Source organism: Streptomyces sp. R11 (assembly GCF_041051905.1).
Taxonomy (GTDB): domain Bacteria; phylum Actinomycetota; class Actinomycetes; order Streptomycetales; family Streptomycetaceae; genus Streptomyces.
The window spans coordinates 5,187,687-5,206,437 of the sequence record NZ_CP163432.1 but is presented as its reverse complement, the minus strand read 5'-3'; the positions used below and the strand labels follow the sequence as shown (position 1 = coordinate 5,206,437).

The following is an 18,751-nucleotide window of genomic DNA, read 5'->3' as shown; positions in this document are numbered from 1 at the left end:
CCCACCCCACCGCCCTCAACATGGCAGGATCGGAAAGGCCATGACTGCGCCCACGAAGCCCCCGCACAGCCACTCCGCCGACGCCGGCTCCGACGGCCCCCTCGGTCAGCCGCTGCACAGCTCCGTCATCGACTGGTTCGACGAGAACGCCCGCGACCTCCCCTGGCGGCGCCCCGAAGCCGGCCCCTGGGGAGTGATGGTCAGTGAGTTCATGCTGCAGCAGACGCCCGTGAACCGCGTCCTGCCCGTCTACGAGCAGTGGCTCACCCGCTGGCCCCGCCCCGCCGACCTCGCCAAGGACGCCCCCGGCGAGGCCGTCCGCGCCTGGGGCCGGCTCGGCTACCCGCGCCGCGCGCTGCGGCTGCACGGCGCCGCCGTCGCCATAGCGGAACGGCACGGCGGGGACGTACCGACCGACCACGCCCAGCTCCTCGCGCTGCCCGGCATCGGCGAGTACACGGCCGCGGCGGTCGCCTCCTTCGCCTACGGTCAGCGGCACCCCGTCCTGGACACCAACGTCCGCCGGGTCTTCGCCCGTGCCGTGACCGGCGTGCAGTACCCGCCGAACGCCACCACCGCCGCCGAGCGCAAGCTCGCCCGCGCGCTGCTCCCCGACGACGAGGCCACCGCCGCCCGCTGGGCCGCGGCCTCCATGGAGCTCGGTGCGCTGGTGTGCACCGCGAAGAACGAGTCGTGCCACCGCTGCCCGATCGCCGCACAGTGCGCCTGGCAGCTCGCGGGCAAGCCGGAGCACGAGGGCCCGCCGCGCCGCGGTCAGACGTACGCCGGAACGGACCGTCAGGTGCGCGGCAAGCTGCTCGCCGTACTCCGCGACGCCCACGGGCCCGTCCCGCAGGCGGCGCTCGACCGGGTGTGGCACGAGCCGGTGCAGCGCGCCCGCGCCCTGGACGGCCTCGTCTCGGACGGTCTGGTGGAGCCGTTGCAGGGCGGGATGTACCGGCTGCCCCTGAGCTGACGCGCCGACACATCACGCAAGCGCGGCCCGCGCCACGGACGCACAGCCACATCACAGCCGTAGAGCGTCTGCAACACAGAAGACACAGCCATCGCACGGCCGCCACACGGCCACAATGCGGACAAAACACCCCATAACCACCCTCAACTCCCCTGCTGTTTTATCCCTTTCCTGCTTCCGTTACACAACCGACGGACAGCCGAGCGCTAGCCGCAGGCTGCTTCGGACAGCCCCGTGACAACGCCTCCGTAGCTTCATTTCCGTACCCGACAGGCGGGGACGACTACGAACCACAGGCAGTGAGACCCGGCGGCCAACGAGCCGACGGTCACGGGGAATCGGAGGCGGTCAACATGGCGCAGGGAGAGGTGCTCGAGTTCGAGGAGTACGTCCGTACCCGGCAGGACGCGCTGCTGCGCAGTGCCCGCCGACTGGTCCCGGACCCGGTGGACGCCCAGGACCTGCTGCAGACGGCGCTGGTGCGGACGTACCACCGCTGGGACGGCATCGCGGACAAGCGACTCGCGGACGCCTACCTGCGCCGCGTCATGATCAACACGCGGACCGAGTGGTGGCGGGCCCGGAAGCTGGAGGAGGTGCCGACCGAGCAGCTGCCGGACGCCTCGGTCGACGACTCCACCGAGCAGCACGCGGACCGCGCCCTGCTGATGGACATCATGAAGGTGCTCGCTCCCAAGCAGCGCAGCGTCGTGGTGCTGCGACACTGGGAGCAGATGTCCACGGAGGAGACGGCCGCCGCCCTCGGCATGTCGGCCGGAACGGTCAAGAGCACGCTGCACCGGGCGCTCGCCCGGCTCCGCGAGGAGCTGGAGAGCCGCGATCTGGACGCACGCGCGCTGGAGCGTGAGGAGCGGGAGCGTTGCGCGGCCTAGGCACGACGACGGGCGGCACCGGGCGCACGGATACGAGTGACAGGGGCCCCGACGGGGACAGCGAGGACCCCGGCTCACTCCGATCCGGGCCTGCACCCGTCCGGGGAACCTTCCAGGCGGCGTTCACGGCGGTGGCCGTGGTCGTCGCCCTCGCCCTTTTCGCCTCCGGGTGCGCCACCGGCGGCACCGGCGCCCGCGACGAGGGACCGGCCCACGCCGACTCGGTGGGCGAGGCGGCCGTCTCGTCGTCGCTCGCACCCTCCCCCTCGGCGTCGGCCTCGGCCTCGGCGGTGCCGGACCGGACGGAGGCCGTCCGCCTGGTCAAGGCGGACCCCGCGGTCTCGGCGGAGGTCAAGCGCGAGCTGAAGCCCTGCGTCTCCGACGACTATCCCGTCGACGTGTCGTACGGCGATCTGACCGGCGGATCCTCGGACGACATCGTGGTCAACGTCCTGTCCTGCGGCGATGCGGTCGGCGTCGGCTCGTACGTCTACCGGGAGTCGGGGGGCGAGTACCGCAATGTGTTCAAGGCCGAGGAGCCGCCCGTCTATGCGGAGATCGACCGCGGCTACCTGGTGGTGACCAAGCAGGTGTACGCGAAGGACGACGCGCTGTCGAACCCGTCCAGCGAGAACGTGATCTCATACGAGTGGACGTCCGGCCGCTTCGTCCTGAAGTTCAGGACGCGCACGGACTACGGCACCCTCGGCAGTGACGAGGAGTCGGCGGCGCCGGACGGCTGAGGTCCGGTCGCGACGGCAGTGAACGCATCGCGCGCTTCACGCGTCCCTCAAGTGGACACGTCCGACGCACCCCGTAAGACGGGCACCGCCGGCGAGCACCGCTGACGAGCACCCCTGCAGGCATACGGCACACGAACACGAGGACTGAGAGCACCGGGATGGCAGACCAGACCCACGTCCTGTTCGTCGAGGACGACGACGTCATCCGCGAGGCCACCCAACTCGCCCTGGAGCGGGACGGCTTCGCGGTCACCGCCATGCCCGACGGGCTGTCGGGGCTCCAGGCGTTCCGGACGGACCGGCCGGACATCGCCCTGCTGGACGTCATGGTTCCGGGCCTGGACGGCGTCAGTCTGTGCCGCCGTATCCGCGACGAGTCGACGGTGCCGGTGATCATGCTCTCCGCCCGCGCGGACTCGATCGACGTGGTGCTGGGCCTGGAGGCCGGCGCCGACGACTATGTGACCAAGCCGTTCGACGGTGCCGTACTGGTCGCGCGGATCCGCGCGGTGCTGCGCCGCTTCGGGCACGCGAGCGGCGCCGACCGCGTGGACGAGAGCGAATCGGCCGCCACCGGCGGGGTGCTGGCCTTCGGTGACCTGGAGGTCGACACCGAGGGCATGGAGGTGCGCAGGGACGGGCAGCCGGTCGCCCTCACGCCGACCGAGATGCGGCTGCTGCTGGAGTTCTCGTCGGCGCCGGGCACGGTGCTGTCGCGGGACAAGCTGCTGGAGCGCGTGTGGGACTACGGCTGGGGCGGGGACACCCGTGTCGTCGACGTCCATGTGCAGCGGCTGCGGCAGAAGATCGGCCAGGACCGTATCGAGACGGTCCGTGGCTTCGGCTACAAGTTGAAGGCCTGAGCGGGGCGGGCATGCGGGGGATGTTCAGACGTCCGGCTCCGTCCGGCGTGGTGCGCGCGGCGGGCCTCACGGATGCGGCCGAGGCCGCGACCGTCGGTGGCGGCGGGGCAGGCATCGGTGCGGGAACGCGCGTAAGCGGCGGCATGGGCGGTGGCCGTGAGAGCGGTGGTCGTACGCGCGGTCGCCCGGTCAGCCGTATGGCCATTCGTACCGGTCTGCGGTGGAAGCTGAGCGCGGCGATCGCGCTGGTCGGCGCGCTCGTGGCGGTCGTGCTGAGCCTGGTCGTGCACAACGCGGCCCGGGTCTCGATGCTGGACAACGCGCGCGACCTCGCCGACGAGCGGATCCAGATCGCTCAGCGCAGCTACGAGCAGTCCAAGCGGCTGAACTTCCCCAACGCCACGATCGACGACCCTGATCTGCCCGCCGCGCTGCGGGAGAAGGTCGAGGAGGGCCGGCGGGCGACCTATGTGGCCGACACGCCGGGCGGCACGCCCGACATCTGGGCGGCCGTACCGCTCAGCAACGGCCATGTCATGTCGCTGCACACCGGGTTCACCGACCGCAGCGAGGACATCCTCGACGACCTCGACGACGCACTGATCATCGGCTCCATCGCGGTCGTCTTCGGCGGCAGCGCGCTCGGCGTGCTCGTCGGCGGGCAGTTGTCGCGCCGGCTGCGTAATGCGGCGGCCGCGGCGAACCAGGTCGCGAGCGGGGAGCCGGACGTGCGGGTGCGGGACGCCATCGGGGGTGTCGTACGGGACGAGACCGACGATCTGGCGAGCGCGGTGGACGCGATGGCGGACGCGCTGCAGCAGCGGCTGGAGGCGGAGCGCCGGGTCACGGCGGACATCGCGCACGAGCTGCGCACGCCGGTGACCGGTCTGCTGACCGCGGCCGAGCTGCTGCCGCCCAGCCGGCTCACCGAACTGGTCCTGGACCGGGCGAAGGCCATGCGCACGCTCGTGGAGGACGTCCTGGAGGTGGCCCGTCTGGACAGCGCCTCGGAGCGGGCCGAGCTGCAGGACATCATGCTGGGCGAGTTCGTCAGCCGCCGGGTCGCGGCGAAGGATCCCGCGATCGAGGTGCGGGTCGTCCACGAGTCGGAGGTCACGACGGACCCGCGGCGCCTGGAGCGGGTGCTGTTCAACCTGCTGGCGAACGCGGCGAAGCACGGCCGGCCGCCCATCGAGGTCACGGTCGAGGGCCGGGTCATCCGGGTCCGCGACCACGGCCCCGGATTCCCCGAGGACCTGCTCGCCGACGGGCCGAGCCGCTTCCGCACCGGCAGCAGCGACCGGGCGGGCCACGGTCACGGCCTCGGCCTGACGATCGCGGCAGGTCAGGCCCGGGTCCTCGGGGCGCGCCTGACCTTCCGGAACGTACGGCCGGCGGGCGCTGCGGAGCATGTGCGGGCGGAGGGCGCGGTGGCCGTTCTGTGGCTCCCGGAGCACGCGCCGACGAATACGGGAAGCTATCCGATGCTGCCTTAGGCCTGAGCCCTGATCTGATGCGCCCGCTGGCAGTGGGGCCGGCTTTCCCGGCAGCTCAGCGGCTGCTCAGCGGGCTGCTCAGCGGGCTGCTCAGCGGGCTGCTCACCCGAACGACTTCGAGAAGTCGAGCTCCTCGCTCCGCTCGGTCAGCGAGTACCAGTTGCCGTTGTCGTCGCGGAAGATCGCCTCGATGCCGTACGGCCGCTCCTGCGGCTCCTGGATGAACTCCACCCCGCGCGCCTTGAAGGTCTCGTAGTCCCCCCGGCAGTCGTCTGTCCGGAACGCTCCGGCGCCGATGACGCCCTTTCCGACGAGCGTCTTCAGCGCCTCGGAGGACTCGGGGTCGAGGCCGGGCCCGTCGAGGCTCATCAGCGCGAGCTCGACGTCCGGCTGGTCCTTGGCGCCCACGGTGACCCATCGCATGTCGCCCATGGAGAGGTCGTTGCGCACCTCGAAGCCGATCTTCTCGGTGAAAAAGGCCTTCGTGCGCTGCTGGTCAAACGTCCATACGGTGGTGATGCCGAGGCCCTTGATCATGACGGTGCCCTCCCGTGTGCTGTGGCTGGTGGTTCTCTCCGTCACGTTAGGCAGAGGCGCCATCAGGGCGCTTCTCCAAACTTGCTCTCCTGCCCCTCCCCCTGCCGCTCCCCTTCGCGGCGCCGGAATCCCCCGGCCCACAGCATCGCGTAGCACCCCGGTATCAACGCGGCGCCCCGCCCGACATGCTTCTCCCGGTACTCGGTCGGCGTCAGCCCGGTCCGTGCCTTGAACCGCGCCGAGAACGTGCCGAGGCTGCTGAACCCGACCAGATGGCAGATCTCCGTCACGGTCAGATTGGCCCCCCGCAGATACTCCTCGGCCCGCTCGATCCGCCGATGCGTCAGGTACTGCCCCGGCGTCTCCCCGTAGGCCGCCTTGAACGCCCGCACGAAGTGATACCGCGAGTACCCGGCATGCGCGGCAACAGCGTCCAGATCGAGCCCCGGGTCGGCCCACTCCCGATCCATGGCATCCTTCGCCAACCGCAACTGCCGCACCTTGCCCATGGGCCGATGGTGACACGGCCCACTGACACCGCCCCCCCCACGCCGACTCGCTCGCTCGACGAAATGCGGAGGCCCCCGGGACGGAAAGTCACCGAGGGCCCCACACAAACCGCCCGCTCAGACGGCCTCCACCACCACCGCCTTGGCCCCCGCACCATCCCCAGCGGCAGCGCCCCCGTCGGTGTCGGACGCCGGCCCCGCCCCCCGCAGCGGCACCTCCTTGACGAACACAGCCGCCACGAGAGCCACCACAGCCACCACGGCCCCCAGCAGAAACGCCGAATGCGTCCCGGCAGACACCGCATGCTGATACGTCTCCCGCACAGCCTCCGGCAACTCCGCCAGACCCGCGGCATTCAGCTGAGCCGACTGCTCGGTCACCCGTGCCCCCAGCGCCCCGCCCTGCTCGGCCATGACGTCCTGCACCCGGCTGTTGAACAGCGCCCCCATGATCGCGACCCCGAACGAGGACCCGAGCGTACGGAACAGCGTGGTGGACGAGGACGCGACACCCATGTCCTTCATCTCGACGCTGTTCTGCGCGACCAGCATGGTGATCTGCATCAGACAGCCCATGCCGAACCCGACCACGGCCATGAACACCCCGGACATGAACCGGCTCGTCCCGGTGTCCATCGTCGACAGCAGATACAGCCCGACGACCATCAGCACACTGCCCACGACCGGGAACACCTTGTACCGCCCGGTGTTCGTGGTCACACGTCCCGCGACCATCGAGGTCACCAGCATCGCCCCGAGCATCGGCAGCAGCAGAAGCCCGGAGTTGGTGGCGGAGGCCCCCTGCACCGACTGCTGGTACAGCGGCAGGAACAGCGTCGCCCCGAACATCACGAACCCGACGATGAACCCGATCACGGACATCAGGGTGAAGTTCCGGCTGCGGAAGATGTGCAGCGGCACCACCGGCTCCGCCGCCTTGGTCTGCCAGAACACGAACCCGACGAGAGTGGCGACCCCGATCCCGATGAGCTCCATGATCCGCGCGGACGTCCACGCGTACTCCGTACCGCCCCACGTGGTCACCAGCACGATCGCGGTGATCCCCACGGTCAGCAGGCCGGCCCCGAGATAGTCGATCCGCGCCTGCGCCCGCTTCCTCGGCAGGTGCAGCACGACACTGATCGCGGCGAGCGCCACGACCCCGAGCGGCAGGTTGATGTAGAAGGCCCAGCGCCAGCCCCAGTGGTCGGTGATGGTGCCACCGACGAGCGGCCCGGCGATCATCGCGAGCGCCATCACGCCGGCCATCATGCCCTGGTACTTGCCCCGCTCCCGCGGCGGAATCAGATCACCGATGATCGCCATGACGCCGACCATCAGACCACCGGCACCCAGTCCCTGCACCGCCCGGAACGCGATCAGCTGCCCCATGTCCTGGGCCATGCCGCTCAGCGCGGACCCGATGAGGAACAGCACGATCGACGCCATGAACATGCCCTTACGGCCGTACATGTCGCCGAGCTTGCCCCACAGCGGCGTGGACGCCGCGGTCGCCAGCGTGTACGCCGTCACGACCCACGACAGGTGCTCCAGCCCGCCCAGCTCGCCCACGATCGTGGGCATCGCGGTGCCCACGATCATGTTGTCGAGCATCGCGAGCATCATCGTGATCATCAGCGCGAGCAGCACGACGCGGACGCTCTTGGGCTGCTTGTCCGGCGGCTCCGCCGCTGTGTCCGCTGTTTTGGTGTCCGCCATGGTTCCCACTCCCCCAGCTACTTACTTGCCGCCCGGCTAGTTGTCTGCACTCAGGGAACCTAGGTGCGTAACTAGCCGGGCGTCAAGTAAGTTTTATGGAAAGCCGAGGCGTACGAGGATGGGCGGCACCATGGACGGCACCAAGCAGCAGCGGCGCCGCGGGGACACCCGCCAGCGCATCCAGGACGTGGCCCTCGAACTCTTCGCCGAGCAGGGCTACGAGAAGACCTCCCTGCGCGAGATCGCCGAGCGCCTGGAGGTCACGAAAGCGGCCTTGTACTACCACTTCAAGACGAAGGAAGAGATCATCGTCAGCCTCTTCGAGGACCTGACGAAGCCGATCGAGGACCTGATCGAGTGGGGCAGGCGGCAGCCGCACACCCTCGAGACCAAGCAGGAGATCGTACGCCGCTACAGCCAGGTCCTGACCGACGCGTCACCGCTGGTCCGCTTCATGCAGGAGAACCAGGCGACGGTCCGCGATCTGAGCATCGGCGAGATGTTCAAGAACCGCATGCTCGGCATGCGCGACATCGTCATAGATCCGGACGCCGATCTGGTCGACCAGGTGCGCTGCATCAGCGCCCTGTTCACGATGCACGCCGGGATGTTCGTCCTGAAGGACCTCGAAGGCGACCCCGAGGAGAAGCGCAAGGCCATCCTCGAGGTCGCCACGGACCTGATCACCCAGGCGCACAAGGGCGCCTGAACGGTCAGGTCGCTCAGATCTTCAGACCCTTGGCCCGCAGGAAGGACACGGGGTCGATCGCGGAGCCGTAGTTGGCACTCTTACGGATCTCGAAGTGCAGGTGCGGACCGCTGGAGTTACCGGTGTTGCCGGACTTGGCTATGTGCTGGCCGGTCTTGACGACCTGGCCGATCTTCACGTCGATGCGCGACAGGTGAGCGTACTGGGAGAAGGTCCCGTTGCCGTGCTTGATGACGACGGCGTTGCCGTACGCGGGACCGTCACCGGCGCCGTTGCCGCCGGCCTTGACGACCGTACCGCCGTGCGCGGCCATGACGTCGGTGCCGTTCGGGACGGCGAAGTCCTGCCCGCTGTGGGTGGACTGCCACATGCCGCCGGCCTGCGCGTAGCTGGCGGACTTCGTGTACTTCTTCACCGGGCTGACCCACGAGGCGGCCTTCTTGGCGGCGGCCTTCTTCGCGGCGGCACTCTGCGCCTGGACGGCGGTGGAGGCAGCGGGGGCGGAGCTCATCTCGGCAGCAACCGCGCCTCCGGCGCCCAGCACGACCGAGGCCCCCAGGCCGGCGGCCAGCACAGCCGCACGGGTGCGGAAGGTGGACGTACGGGACGAACGGAACGAGAAGCGCGGGGACATTCGAAACCTCACGGGGACGACGACAGAGAAAACCACCCGACTGCTCAGGCAATCGCCGGATGGCCATCCCTTGGTAACCCCCGCCCCCTCGAACCCCAAAACCCCTTATCTACGACTAGCGCTAGTACTTCGTCCTAAAAATCCCCGCATCTTGACAGATCACCTAATACGGACGAACCAGCACTGATGCCGAAACGTCTCGCCAGTTTTCATGGCTAACGTCCGATTTGCCCGCAGTCCTCGTTTCCACTATTCCCGCTAGTAACGGACAAATCGCCTGTGCGGCATGTCACCGCCCTATGCAATCGGAAGACCCCGGAATGTGACGGGCACTACTCTGCTGCTCTACCGACGAGGGGCTCAGGGGGAGGCCGCGTGGACCCGACGGTCGTCGGCAGCAGGCTGGCGTCCGGCCTGGTAGCCCCGCTGGTCAAAAGGCTGTTCGTCCGGGAAGGGCCGGGAGCCGGGCTGGTCGGCAAGCCCGTACGGCTGCCGGCCCTGGTGTCCTTCCGCAGCGAGAAGCGGAGGCTCGGCGAGCGGGAGTGACGCAAGCTCGTCCGTGAGCTGGTGGAGCGGCCGGCGCGCGAGACGCCCGAGGCACCGCTGGACGAGGGGGAGCCGGCAGCGGTCGCGGGGGCGTTGCAGCGGACCCTGCACGCGCTCGGCGATCTGGACCTGAACGACCTGGAAGCTGTAAGGCCCGGCCACGAGGCGCTGGCCGACCAGCTGCACACACAGGCGGGCGGCGACCGGCTGCTGCGGGACCTCAGCTACGACTCGGCCTTGCTCTACTTCCGTCTCCTCAACAGCGCCTGCCTGCACATCCTGCACTTCTTCACCCAGCGGTCGACCTTTGCGGCCCGCACCCTCGTCGAGCAGAGCCGGCAGCTGGGGGCTTCCTGCCGCGCGGCCGCAAAGCGCTGTACGACGCCGCCCTGTCCATGCTCCTCGAACGCCGGGACCGCGAACGCGAACTGACGGTGGAGCTGGACGACGGTGGAGGCGGACGAGGCGTCCCAGGTCGAGTTGCTCCAACGGCTCGCGTACTGGCTGATCCGCAACGCCGTGCGGAGATGGACCGCGCGGACACCGTCCACCAACTGGAGCGGCTGCTGCCGTCCATGCCGTACGTCGCCGCCCAGGGCTCGGCCGAGGAGATCCTCCGGCACCTGCTGGTTCGCGGCGGCCTGCCGCGCGAACCGGCCGTCGACGCCGTGGACTTCGTCCACCGCACCTTCCAGGACTTCCTGGGGCCGCGGGCGGCCGTGAACGAGCGGGACTTCGACCGTCCTGGTCGCGCCCCTGCGCATCTGGATCAGCGGGAGGGACGTGATTCGGATGACGGGGGCTCATGCGCGGGCGGGTGAGCGGGGGCGGTATCTGGAGCATGCGGCGAAGCTGGATCCCGGGGTGCGGGCGGAAGTGCAGCGGCGGGCAGGGGAGTTGATTCCGCCGCGCGGTCGGGCCGAGGCGCGGGAGCTGACCGAGCTCGGGCCCATCGTGCCGGAGCCGCTGCCGGGTCCGGAGGATCTGGACGAGAAGAACGTGTACTTCGCCGAGGAGCTCGACCTGGCCCCGCTGGCCGCTCACCCCCGCCTGAAACGGGTGAGCACATTCACCGCACGGCTTTGCAACGCCCGCGAACTCCCCCACCATCGGCCTCGTGCCACCCACCCGCCGCACAGCGATGAGTGATCGTCAGAATTTGTGCCGCACATCTCTAGCGACTTACCGCTCAGTAACCCTACCTTTCCCCTCACGCCATCCGCACCCACGAACATGCACGCGACAACGACATAGCGCACGTGACGTGAGAGGACCCCCACACATGACGCTTCGCCGCCCCTGGGCACGCCGTATCGCGGTCAGCACCGTCTCCGCGGCCGCCCTCGTGGCCTTCGCGGTCCCCGCCGAAGCGGCGACTGCCGCGACGAGCACCTCGACCACCGCCACGGCAGCAACGGTCTCCTCGGCTGATGTCGACTACAACACCTGGCAGAAGGACTGCCAGGCGGTGATGGACCAGGCGCTGCCCTACCTGAAGCAGCGGATCGCGAACACCAAGCCGGGTGAGAAGCAGGCGATCGTCTTCGACATCGACAACACCACCCTGGAGACGGACTTCGGCTTCAGCTACCCGCAGCCGGCCAACGAGCCGGTCCGGGAGATCGCCGAGTACGCGCAGGAGCACGGTGTCTCCCTGTTCTTCGTGACAGCCCGCCCGGGCATCATCTACTCGGTGACCGACTACAACCTCGAGTACCGCGGCTACCAGGTCTCCGGGTTGTACGTGCGCGGCTTCTTCGACCTCTTCAAGAACGTCGGCGACTACAAGACGGCCCAGCGCGTCGACATCGAGAAGAAGGGCTACACGATCATCGCGAACATCGGCAACAGCGCCACCGACCTGTCGGGCGGCCATGCCGAGAAGACGTACAAGCTCCCGGACTACAACGGGCAGCTCTCCTGACGGAGTGTGTGCAAAAAGGGGCTGCCCCGGGACCAGGTCCCGGGGCAGCCCCTTTGGTTCAGCCGAAGCGCGCGGCTACGCGTCCTTGCTCAGGTTCGGACCGGTGCCACCGGCCGCCTGCTCGATCGGCGGGACGTCGGGCAGGGCCGCCTTCTCCTCGCCGCGGAAGGTGAAGGTCTTGTTCTCGCCCTCGCCCTCCGTGTCCACGACCACGATGTGACCGGGACGCAGCTCGCCGAAGAGGATCTTCTCCGACAGCGAGTCCTCGATCTCGCGCTGGATCGTCCGGCGCAGCGGCCGGGCGCCCAGCACGGGGTCGTAGCCCTTCTTGGACAGCAGCTCCTTGGCGGACTGGGAGAGCTCGATGCCCATGTCCCGGTCCTTCAGGCGCTCGTCCACCTTGCCGATCATCAGGTCGACGATCGCGAGGATGTCGTCCTGGGTCAGCTGCGGGAAGACGACCACGTCGTCGACGCGGTTGAGGAACTCGGGGCGGAAGTGCTGCTTGAGCTCGTCCGAGACCTTGTTCTTCATGCGCTCGTAGTTGGACTTGGTGTCACCCGAGGCCGCGAAGCCCAGGTTGAAGCCCTTGGAGATGTCCCGGGTGCCGAGGTTGGTCGTCATGATGATGACCGTGTTCTTGAAGTCCACGACCCGGCCCTGGGAGTCGGTCAGGCGACCGTCCTCCAGGATCTGCAGCAGCGAGTTGAAGATGTCCGGGTGGGCCTTCTCGACCTCGTCGAAGAGGACGACGGAGAACGGCTTGCGGCGGACCTTCTCGGTCAGCTGGCCGCCCTCTTCGTAGCCCACGTAACCAGGGGGCGAACCGAAGAGACGGGAGACCGTGTGCTTCTCGCTGAACTCCGACATGTCGAGGGAGATCAGCGCGTCCTCGTCACCGAAGAGGAACTCGGCGAGCGCCTTGGACAGCTCGGTCTTACCGACACCGGACGGGCCCGCGAAGATGAACGAGCCACCGGGGCGCTTCGGGTCCTTCAGACCGGCACGCGTACGGCGGATCGCCTTCGACAGCGCCTTGACGGCGTCGACCTGGCCGATGACCCGCTTGTGGAGCTCGTCCTCCATGCGCAGCAGGCGGGACGACTCCTCCTCCGTGAGCTTGAAGACCGGGATGCCGGTGGCCGTGGCGAGGACCTCGGCGATCAGCTCGCCGTCGACCTCGGCGACGACGTCCATGTCGCCGGCCTTCCACTCCTTCTCCCGCTTGGCCTTGGCGGCCAGGAGCTGCTTCTCCTTGTCGCGCAGGGAGGCGGCCTTCTCGAAGTCCTGCGAGTCGATCGCGGACTCCTTGTCGCGGCGCACGCCGGCGATCTTCTCGTCGAACTCGCGCAGGTCCGGCGGCGCGGTCATCCGGCGGATACGCATCCGGGAACCGGCCTCGTCGATCAGGTCGATCGCCTTGTCCGGCAGGAAGCGGTCCGAGATGTACCGGTCGGCCAGGGTGGCGGCCTGGACCAGCGCCTCGTCCGTGATGGAGACCCGGTGGTGGGCCTCGTACCGGTCGCGCAGACCCTTGAGGATCTCGATCGTGTGCGGCAGGGACGGCTCGGCCACCTGGATGGGCTGGAAGCGGCGCTCGAGGGCCGCGTCCTTCTCCAGGTGCTTGCGGTACTCGTCCAGCGTGGTCGCACCGATGGTCTGCAGCTCACCGCGGGCCAGCATCGGCTTCAGGATGGAAGCCGCGTCGATGGCGCCCTCGGCGGCACCCGCTCCGACCAGCGTGTGCAGCTCGTCGATGAACAGGATGATGTCGCCGCGGGTGCGGATCTCCTTGAGCACCTTCTTCAGGCGCTCCTCGAAGTCACCGCGGTAGCGGGAGCCGGCGACCAGCGCGCCGAGGTCGAGGGTGTAGAGGTGCTTGTCCTTGAGGGTCTCGGGCACCTCGCCCTTGACGATGGCCTGAGCGAGGCCCTCGACGACGGCGGTCTTGCCGACGCCGGGCTCACCGATCAGGACCGGGTTGTTCTTCGTACGGCGGGACAGCACCTGCATGACCCGCTCGATCTCCTTCTCGCGCCCGATGACCGGGTCGAGCTTGGACTCACGAGCGGCCTGGGTGAGGTTCCGGCCGAACTGGTCGAGGACCAGGGACGTCGAGGGGGTGCCCTCGGCAGGCCCGCCGGCGGTGGCGGTCTCCTTGCCCTGGTAACCGGAGAGCAGCTGGATGACCTGCTGCCGCACCCGGTTGAGATCTGCGCCCAGCTTGACCAGGACCTGGGCGGCGACGCCCTCGCCCTCACGGATCAGGCCGAGCAGGATGTGCTCCGTGCCGATGTAGTTGTGGCCCAGCTGAAGGGCCTCGCGGAGCGACAGCTCCAGGACCTTCTTGGCACGGGGGGTGAAGGGGATGTGCCCGGACGGGGCCTGCTGCCCCTGCCCGATGATCTCCTCCACCTGCTGGCGGACCGCCTCGAGCGAAATCCCGAGGCTCTCAAGGGCCTTGGCGGCGACACCCTCACCCTCATGGATCAGGCCCAGGAGGATGTGCTCGGTGCCGATGTAGTTGTGGTTGAGCATCCGGGCTTCTTCCTGAGCCAGGACGACAACCCGCCGCGCGCGGTCGGTGAACCTCTCGAACATCGTTAATCGCTCCTCAGAGCGGTCAGGCAGTGGGGGGAACTTCCCCTCCCTGTCCTTCCGCAGCTTAGTCCCGCAAGCGGGGACCGCTCATTCCAACTGCCGACACCGTCGATGGCCTCCTGACCCCGAACGCCGACATCTGCTCCAACCCGATGGTGCGAGACGATGTTCCCGCAGGCCAGGCAGTTACCCTCACCATCAGTACGCCGATGGCGAACGTGAGACCACCTTGCCTGCGTGTCGCCCCCTCCCACTAGGGATGTCTTACCCGCTGGGACTGACACTCCATGCCGCGCCCCCCGGTTCCCTCCGCTACGGGCGAACAACCTTGCGCCACCCCACACCCCCGCACGCCCCCTGTTCGGACACTCTGCGCACCCGCCGGAACACCCAGCGTAACCCGCACGTCCATTCGGCGGTTGCACTTGGCATGGTCGGCACCCGCCCCAAGATCACCACGGACCTCGCCTCGATCCCCCTCCCCCGTCGGCCGCTCGATCCGAGCGATCAGGCCCGCCGGTGGTACGAGAACGAACTGGGCTGGCCGGTGGTGCCCGCCACGCCCGGAGCCCCGCTGAGCCTTCGCGTGGGCCTGCGCTTCGACGTCCTGGACGTCCCCGCCGAGGCGGGCCGCGCGGCTTTGCGCCATCTGTCGCCGGACTCGCCGGTGGCCGTCCAGGGCGACCGGATGCGGCTGCTCCTGGCCGCGGGAAGCGCGGAGGAGGTGCCGGGGGTGCTGGACTGGCTGGAGTGGGGCACGCTGCCCCTGGACCTGACGGCGCTGGGCGAGGGCGACCTCATGGAGGCGCCGCTGCCGCCCGAGAAGCGGCCGGTCATGGCCGTATGGCCGCTTGGGGTTCTCGGGTCACCGGCGCTGGTGCGGCATCTCGCGGCCGAACCGGGCTCTGTGGGTCCGGGTCCGGCCGCGGCGGCCGTACGGTGTCCCGTCGATTCGGGACCGGGGGGAGCCGTAGCGCGTCCTGGCCTGCCGGGGCACTGCGGAGTGCGGTCGCTTCCCCTGGACCGCTCCGATGCCGTGCAGGGGGCCGCCGTGTGGCTGCGGCCCCCCGAGCCTGGGGGCGAGGTCGAGGCCTCGCTGCCGACGTTGTCGGCCCTTGGGGGCGGTGGGGGCGCCCCCGATCTCGTGCGGGTTGTGGGCACGGTGGCGACGCACTGCCACCGCCTGGGACTGCGACGCGCATGCGTGCAGCCTTCGGCCTGTCCGTAGATCAGGCATCGGCCCGGATCAGGCGTTGGCCTTCTCGTACGCCTCGCGAATGGACGCCGGAACGCGGCCGCGGTCGTTGACCTCGTAACCGTTCTCCTTGGCCCACGCGCGGATCTGCGCGGTGTCCTGGCTGCCGCCGGAAGTGGCGCGCGCCTTTCCGCGCCCACCCGAAGCACGGCCTCCGGTACGACGACCGCCCTTCACGTAAGGCTCGAGAAGGCCGCGGAGCTTGTCCGCATTGCCGGTCGTGAGATCGATCTCGTACGTCTTGCCGTCCAGCGCGAACGTCACGGTCTCGTCCGCCTCGCCGCCGTCGAGGTCGTCGACAAGAAGGACCTGAACCTTCTGTGCCACCGGATTTCCTTTCATCGATAACTTGAGGGCCTGGGGTCTGCGGCGTCCGCCGTTTCGCCGTCCCCTGTTATATGCAGTACTGCAGTACGTCGGAAAGCAAACCGCTTTTGCTGGAAAAACACAAACCCCCGGGAGAGACTCACAGGCCGACTGCGGTCCGGAAACATGCGCGTTTCGGACATAGGGCACCTGGGCAGGGTGAGCCGTCGGAATAGTGGGCGACGATCACAGATGCAGAAGCATCCGGCTGTTGCCCAAGGTGTTCGGTTTCACTCGTTCGAGACCGAGGAACTCCGCGACGCCCTCGTCATAGGAACGCAGCAGCTCAGCGTAGACATCGGTGTCCACCGGCGTCTCGCCGATCTCGACGAAGCCGTGCTTGCCGAAGAAGTCCACTTCGAAGGTCAGACAGAAAACGCGGCGAACGCCGAGCCAGCGCGCGGTGTGCAGCAACTTCTCCAGCAACTGATGACCGACGCCGGCGCCCTTCAGGCCGGGCTTCACGGCCAGAGTGCGGACTTCCGCCAGGTCTTCCCACATCACGTGCAGGGCGCCGGCGCCGACGACCTCGCCGTTGTCGTCCCGTTCCGCGACCCAGAACTCCTGGATGTCCTCGTAAAGAGTCACCGTGGCTTTGTCGAGCAGGATCCGACGCCGGACGTACTCGTCAAGGAGACGACGCACCGCCGGGACATCGCCGGTACGGGCCCGCCGGACGGTGATGGCTTTTGCGGTGACTTCTGGGCTCTGAGCCGCGGGGCTCTCGGCCGAGTGGCTCTCTGCGGACATGAGCGGACGCTATCGCCCGTCGGGCTCCGGTGCCGACGCGGGGTTCTCGGTGGCGGTATCGGTACGGGTATCCGCAGCGGTATCGGTGCTGGTATCGCCGCTGGTATCGGTGCTGGTGGTATCGGCGGCGGCGCCGGTATCGGTGCCCGTAACGCGGCGTGTATCCGGTGCTTCCGCGGGTTCGGGCGTTTCCGGACCCTGGACGATGCGTACGGCGTTCCGCAAGGCCTGGCGCTGTTCCTCGCTCATCATGCCGAAGAAGGCGACGAGTGCGGCGGCGGGGTTGTCGCTCTGCGACCAGGCGTCGTTCATCAGGGCTGCGGCGTAGGCGGCTCGGGTGGAGACCGCCTCATATCGATAGGCCCGGCCTTCCGCCTCGCGGCGTACCCAGCCCTTCTGATGGAGATTGTCCAAAACGGTCATCACCGTGGTGTAGGCGATGGACCGTTCCTGCTGAAGATCTTCCAGGACTTCTCGAACGGTCACCGGGCGGTTCCACTTCCACACCCGCGTCATGACCGCGTCTTCGAGTTCTCCCAATGGGCGAGGCACAGCTCGCACAATAGTGGGAGATCTGGGTGTTCGCGTGCCGGACGTGCTCTTTCTCCGGCAAACAGGAACAAAAAGGGCGTACGACTCGGAAAGCGGTGAGCTCGGAGTCGTACGCCGTCGGGTTCAGGCGTCCGGGGTCGCCGAGGCCTGGCGGGTGCCCTCCACGCGCGCGAGGGCGGCGTCCACGGCCGCGTCCTCCTTGGCCTTGTTGGCTCCGCCCTGGGTCTTCACGATCACCCTGATCACACCGATGAAGAACACGGCCATGACGGCCGGGGGGAGGAGTGCGGAGACGTAGTCCATGCGTCCAGGGTAGCCAGGGGGTGGGGGCGGGTGGGGCGGGGGTTGGGGGTTGTGGGGTGGTTCGCGCCTCGGGGGGTTTGCGCCTCCGCGGTTCGCGCCTCCGTGGTTCGCGTCTCAGCCTGCGGCGAGCTGCTGGGGCGGGTTCGCGGGGGGCGGGGTCGGTTTGCGGCGGGGGAAGACCTCGCCGGGGGTGGGGATGGGGCGGGCCGGCTTGGGCGCGGGGGGTGTGCGCTCGGGGCCGGGGTCGGGTTTGGGAGTGGCCGGCTTTTCTGCGGGCTTCTTCCGGGCGGGTTGGCGGGGTCCTGGCCGGCCGCCTGCGCCGGGAGGGCGACCGGGAGGCGGGGGCGGTCCTCTGAGAGGCCTCCGGGGAGGGCCAGGAGGTGCGTACGGGACGCGGGGATGACCGGCTTGGCAGGAGTGGCCGGGTAGGCGGAGCCGCGCGCGAGACGGGCCTTTACGTCCTGTTCCGCCAGTGCCTGGCAGTGGGTGAGGAGGGCGGCCGCGGTGGGGTTGCCGCGCAGGGCACGGAGGGCGGCGAGGTCCTCGGCGGTCGGCGGGTGTCCGGCGGCGAGGGCCTCCTCGAGGAGGGTGAGGTAGCCGGCTGCGGTGCCGGGGAGGGCGGCGCGGTAGCGGGCCAGGTCGGCCGTCAGGAAGGCACGCAGCCGGGCGCCCTCGCGCATTGCCTCGTCGAGTGACTCGGCGAGGCGGAGACAGTCCTGGACCTCCTCGGCCGAGGCGGGGCTGGGGTGTAGGGCGAGGGCGAGGGCGAGAGCGCGACGGAGCACACGCAGCTCCTCCGCGCCGAACGCCATGGCGCCGCGGGATCCGTATGGCGTGGGCATGGGCCGACGATACGCGCTAATCAGACAAACGCGGCATAGGTGAGGTGGGTGTGGCGTGGGCGCCACTCGGGAGACGGGGGCGCGATGCCTGCGGCGGCCCGTGTCGGTCGGTGGGGGTGCGCGTAGCGCCAACGGTGCGGTGGGACGGCCGGGGCCGCGCCGGGGTGGTGTCCCGTCCTCGGACCGGCGGTCGGGGGCGGAGTCGGCGTCGGGGTCGGGGTCGGGGTCGGGGTCGGGGTCGGCGTCGGGGTCGGGGTCGGGGTCGGGGTCGGGGTCGGGGTCGGGGTCGGGCAGAAAGGTGCCGTTCCTTGACGCCGGCCACTGCGGGCGGACACCCCCGGGCACCCCTTGCCGGCCGTGGGCGGGTGCGGCGCCGCGCGGGTGCGCCTTCCGGTACCTCCCCTTGCCGGCCGTGGGCGGGTGCGGCGCCGCGGGGGTGCGCCTTCCGGTACCTCCCCTTGCCGGCCGTGGGCGGGTGCGGCGCCGCGGGGGTGCGCCTTCCGGTACGTCCCCTTGCCGGCCGTGGGCGGGTG

The 18,751-nt window shown here is 69.3% G+C and carries 21 protein-coding genes and 1 pseudogene; 12 read left to right on the top strand and 10 right to left on the bottom strand.

The window, feature by feature from the left end; genetic code table 11:
- The first annotated feature begins 40 nt into the window (after positions 1-40).
- The 5 genes from AB5J55_RS24145 (at position 41) to cseC (ending at position 4,971) form a co-directional block, all read left to right on the top strand.
- Positions 41-976 carry an A/G-specific adenine glycosylase gene (locus AB5J55_RS24145; protein ID WP_369272661.1) on the top strand — a complete coding sequence of 312 codons (936 nt, stop codon included), beginning with the start codon at positions 41-43 and terminating at the stop codon, positions 974-976.
- Positions 977-1,329: 353 nt separating this feature from the next.
- Positions 1,330-1,869, top strand: a complete 540-nt coding sequence (locus tag AB5J55_RS24140) for a SigE family RNA polymerase sigma factor (protein WP_003999062.1) — start codon at positions 1,330-1,332, stop codon at positions 1,867-1,869.
- A gap of 131 nt (positions 1,870-2,000) precedes the next feature.
- Positions 2,001-2,612 carry a hypothetical protein gene (locus AB5J55_RS24135; protein WP_369272660.1) on the top strand — a complete coding sequence of 204 codons (612 nt, stop codon included), beginning with the start codon at positions 2,001-2,003 and terminating at the stop codon, positions 2,610-2,612.
- Between the two features lie 158 nt (positions 2,613-2,770).
- A complete protein-coding gene (gene cseB, locus AB5J55_RS24130) occupies positions 2,771-3,475 on the top strand; it encodes a two-component system response regulator CseB (protein WP_369272659.1) in 705 nt (234 codons plus the stop codon).
- Positions 3,476-3,486: 11 nt separating this feature from the next.
- Positions 3,487-4,971 (top strand): two-component system sensor histidine kinase CseC, encoded by a 1,485-nt coding sequence (cseC, locus tag AB5J55_RS24125; RefSeq protein WP_369272658.1) that lies wholly within the window; start codon positions 3,487-3,489, stop codon positions 4,969-4,971.
- 102 nt (positions 4,972-5,073) lie between these two features.
- On the opposite strand, the gene AB5J55_RS24120 is transcribed toward cseC, so the two are convergent.
- From AB5J55_RS24120 to AB5J55_RS24110, 3 genes are all read right to left on the bottom strand, one after another.
- On the bottom strand, positions 5,074-5,508 hold the full coding sequence (locus AB5J55_RS24120; RefSeq protein ID WP_362383986.1) for a VOC family protein: 435 nt from the start codon (positions 5,506-5,508) through the stop codon (positions 5,074-5,076).
- Positions 5,509-5,570: 62 nt separating this feature from the next.
- Positions 5,571-6,017 carry a helix-turn-helix transcriptional regulator gene (locus AB5J55_RS24115; RefSeq protein ID WP_369272657.1) on the bottom strand — a complete coding sequence of 149 codons (447 nt, stop codon included), beginning with the start codon at positions 6,015-6,017 and terminating at the stop codon, positions 5,571-5,573.
- A gap of 117 nt (positions 6,018-6,134) precedes the next feature.
- Positions 6,135-7,736, bottom strand: a complete 1,602-nt coding sequence (locus tag AB5J55_RS24110; protein WP_369272656.1) for an MDR family MFS transporter — start codon at positions 7,734-7,736, stop codon at positions 6,135-6,137.
- Between the two features lie 130 nt (positions 7,737-7,866).
- Between AB5J55_RS24110 and AB5J55_RS24105 the strand changes: the two genes are divergently transcribed.
- Complete coding sequence (locus AB5J55_RS24105; protein ID WP_369272655.1) at positions 7,867-8,445, top strand: TetR/AcrR family transcriptional regulator; 579 nt, start codon at positions 7,867-7,869, stop codon at positions 8,443-8,445.
- Positions 8,446-8,458: 13 nt separating this feature from the next.
- Here AB5J55_RS24105 and AB5J55_RS24100 read toward each other — a convergent pair whose 3' ends face one another.
- The gene (locus AB5J55_RS24100) at positions 8,459-9,079 is read right to left on the bottom strand and encodes a M23 family metallopeptidase (RefSeq protein ID WP_369272654.1); all 621 of its coding nucleotides are present in this window, start codon (positions 9,077-9,079) and stop codon (positions 8,459-8,461) included.
- 375 nt (positions 9,080-9,454) lie between these two features.
- Between AB5J55_RS24100 and AB5J55_RS24095 the strand changes: the two genes are divergently transcribed.
- The 5 genes from AB5J55_RS24095 (at position 9,455) to AB5J55_RS24075 (ending at position 11,549) form a co-directional block, all read left to right on the top strand.
- On the top strand, positions 9,455-9,625 hold the full coding sequence (locus tag AB5J55_RS24095; RefSeq protein WP_369272653.1) for a hypothetical protein: 171 nt from the start codon (positions 9,455-9,457) through the stop codon (positions 9,623-9,625).
- Between the two features lie 21 nt (positions 9,626-9,646).
- Positions 9,647-10,057 carry a hypothetical protein gene (locus AB5J55_RS24090; RefSeq protein ID WP_369272652.1) on the top strand — a complete coding sequence of 137 codons (411 nt, stop codon included), beginning with the start codon at positions 9,647-9,649 and terminating at the stop codon, positions 10,055-10,057.
- A 95-nt stretch (positions 10,058-10,152) separates the two neighbouring features.
- On the top strand, positions 10,153-10,446 hold the full coding sequence (locus tag AB5J55_RS24085) for a hypothetical protein (protein WP_369272651.1): 294 nt from the start codon (positions 10,153-10,155) through the stop codon (positions 10,444-10,446).
- Positions 10,418-10,774, top strand: coding sequence for a hypothetical protein (locus AB5J55_RS24080; RefSeq protein WP_369272650.1), 357 nt, complete (start codon positions 10,418-10,420; stop codon positions 10,772-10,774). The genes AB5J55_RS24085 and AB5J55_RS24080 overlap by 29 nt, the downstream gene beginning before the upstream one ends.
- Before the next feature lie 133 nt (positions 10,775-10,907).
- The gene (locus tag AB5J55_RS24075; protein ID WP_369272649.1) at positions 10,908-11,549 is read left to right on the top strand and encodes an HAD family acid phosphatase; all 642 of its coding nucleotides are present in this window, start codon (positions 10,908-10,910) and stop codon (positions 11,547-11,549) included.
- 75 nt (positions 11,550-11,624) lie between these two features.
- Here AB5J55_RS24075 and AB5J55_RS24070 read toward each other — a convergent pair whose 3' ends face one another.
- Positions 11,625-14,150 (bottom strand): ATP-dependent Clp protease ATP-binding subunit, encoded by a 2,526-nt coding sequence (locus AB5J55_RS24070; protein ID WP_369272648.1) that lies wholly within the window; start codon positions 14,148-14,150, stop codon positions 11,625-11,627.
- A 430-nt stretch (positions 14,151-14,580) separates the two neighbouring features.
- Here AB5J55_RS24070 and AB5J55_RS24065 point away from each other — a divergent pair, with 430 nt between their 5' ends.
- Entirely contained in the window at positions 14,581-15,378 is a 798-nt protein-coding gene (locus AB5J55_RS24065) for an SCO3374 family protein (RefSeq protein ID WP_369272647.1), read from the top strand.
- A gap of 18 nt (positions 15,379-15,396) precedes the next feature.
- Here AB5J55_RS24065 and AB5J55_RS24060 read toward each other — a convergent pair whose 3' ends face one another.
- The 5 genes and pseudogenes from AB5J55_RS24060 to AB5J55_RS24040 all read right to left on the bottom strand — a co-directional run bounded on the left by AB5J55_RS24060 (position 15,397) and on the right by AB5J55_RS24040 (position 18,188).
- Complete coding sequence (locus AB5J55_RS24060; protein ID WP_328425060.1) at positions 15,397-15,732, bottom strand: Lsr2 family protein; 336 nt, start codon at positions 15,730-15,732, stop codon at positions 15,397-15,399.
- 225 nt (positions 15,733-15,957) lie between these two features.
- Positions 15,958-16,521 (bottom strand): amino-acid N-acetyltransferase, encoded by a 564-nt coding sequence (locus AB5J55_RS24055; RefSeq protein ID WP_328425062.1) that lies wholly within the window; start codon positions 16,519-16,521, stop codon positions 15,958-15,960.
- Between the two features lie 9 nt (positions 16,522-16,530).
- Positions 16,531-17,073, bottom strand: a complete 543-nt coding sequence (locus AB5J55_RS24050) for a BlaI/MecI/CopY family transcriptional regulator (RefSeq protein WP_369272646.1) — start codon at positions 17,071-17,073, stop codon at positions 16,531-16,533.
- Positions 17,074-17,196: 123 nt separating this feature from the next.
- Positions 17,197-17,376 (bottom strand): hypothetical protein, encoded by a 180-nt coding sequence (locus AB5J55_RS24045; RefSeq protein ID WP_328425066.1) that lies wholly within the window; start codon positions 17,374-17,376, stop codon positions 17,197-17,199.
- Positions 17,377-17,490: 114 nt separating this feature from the next.
- Positions 17,491-18,188 (bottom strand): annotated as a pseudogene (locus AB5J55_RS24040) (hypothetical protein).
- Between the last annotated feature and the right edge of the window lie 563 nt (positions 18,189-18,751).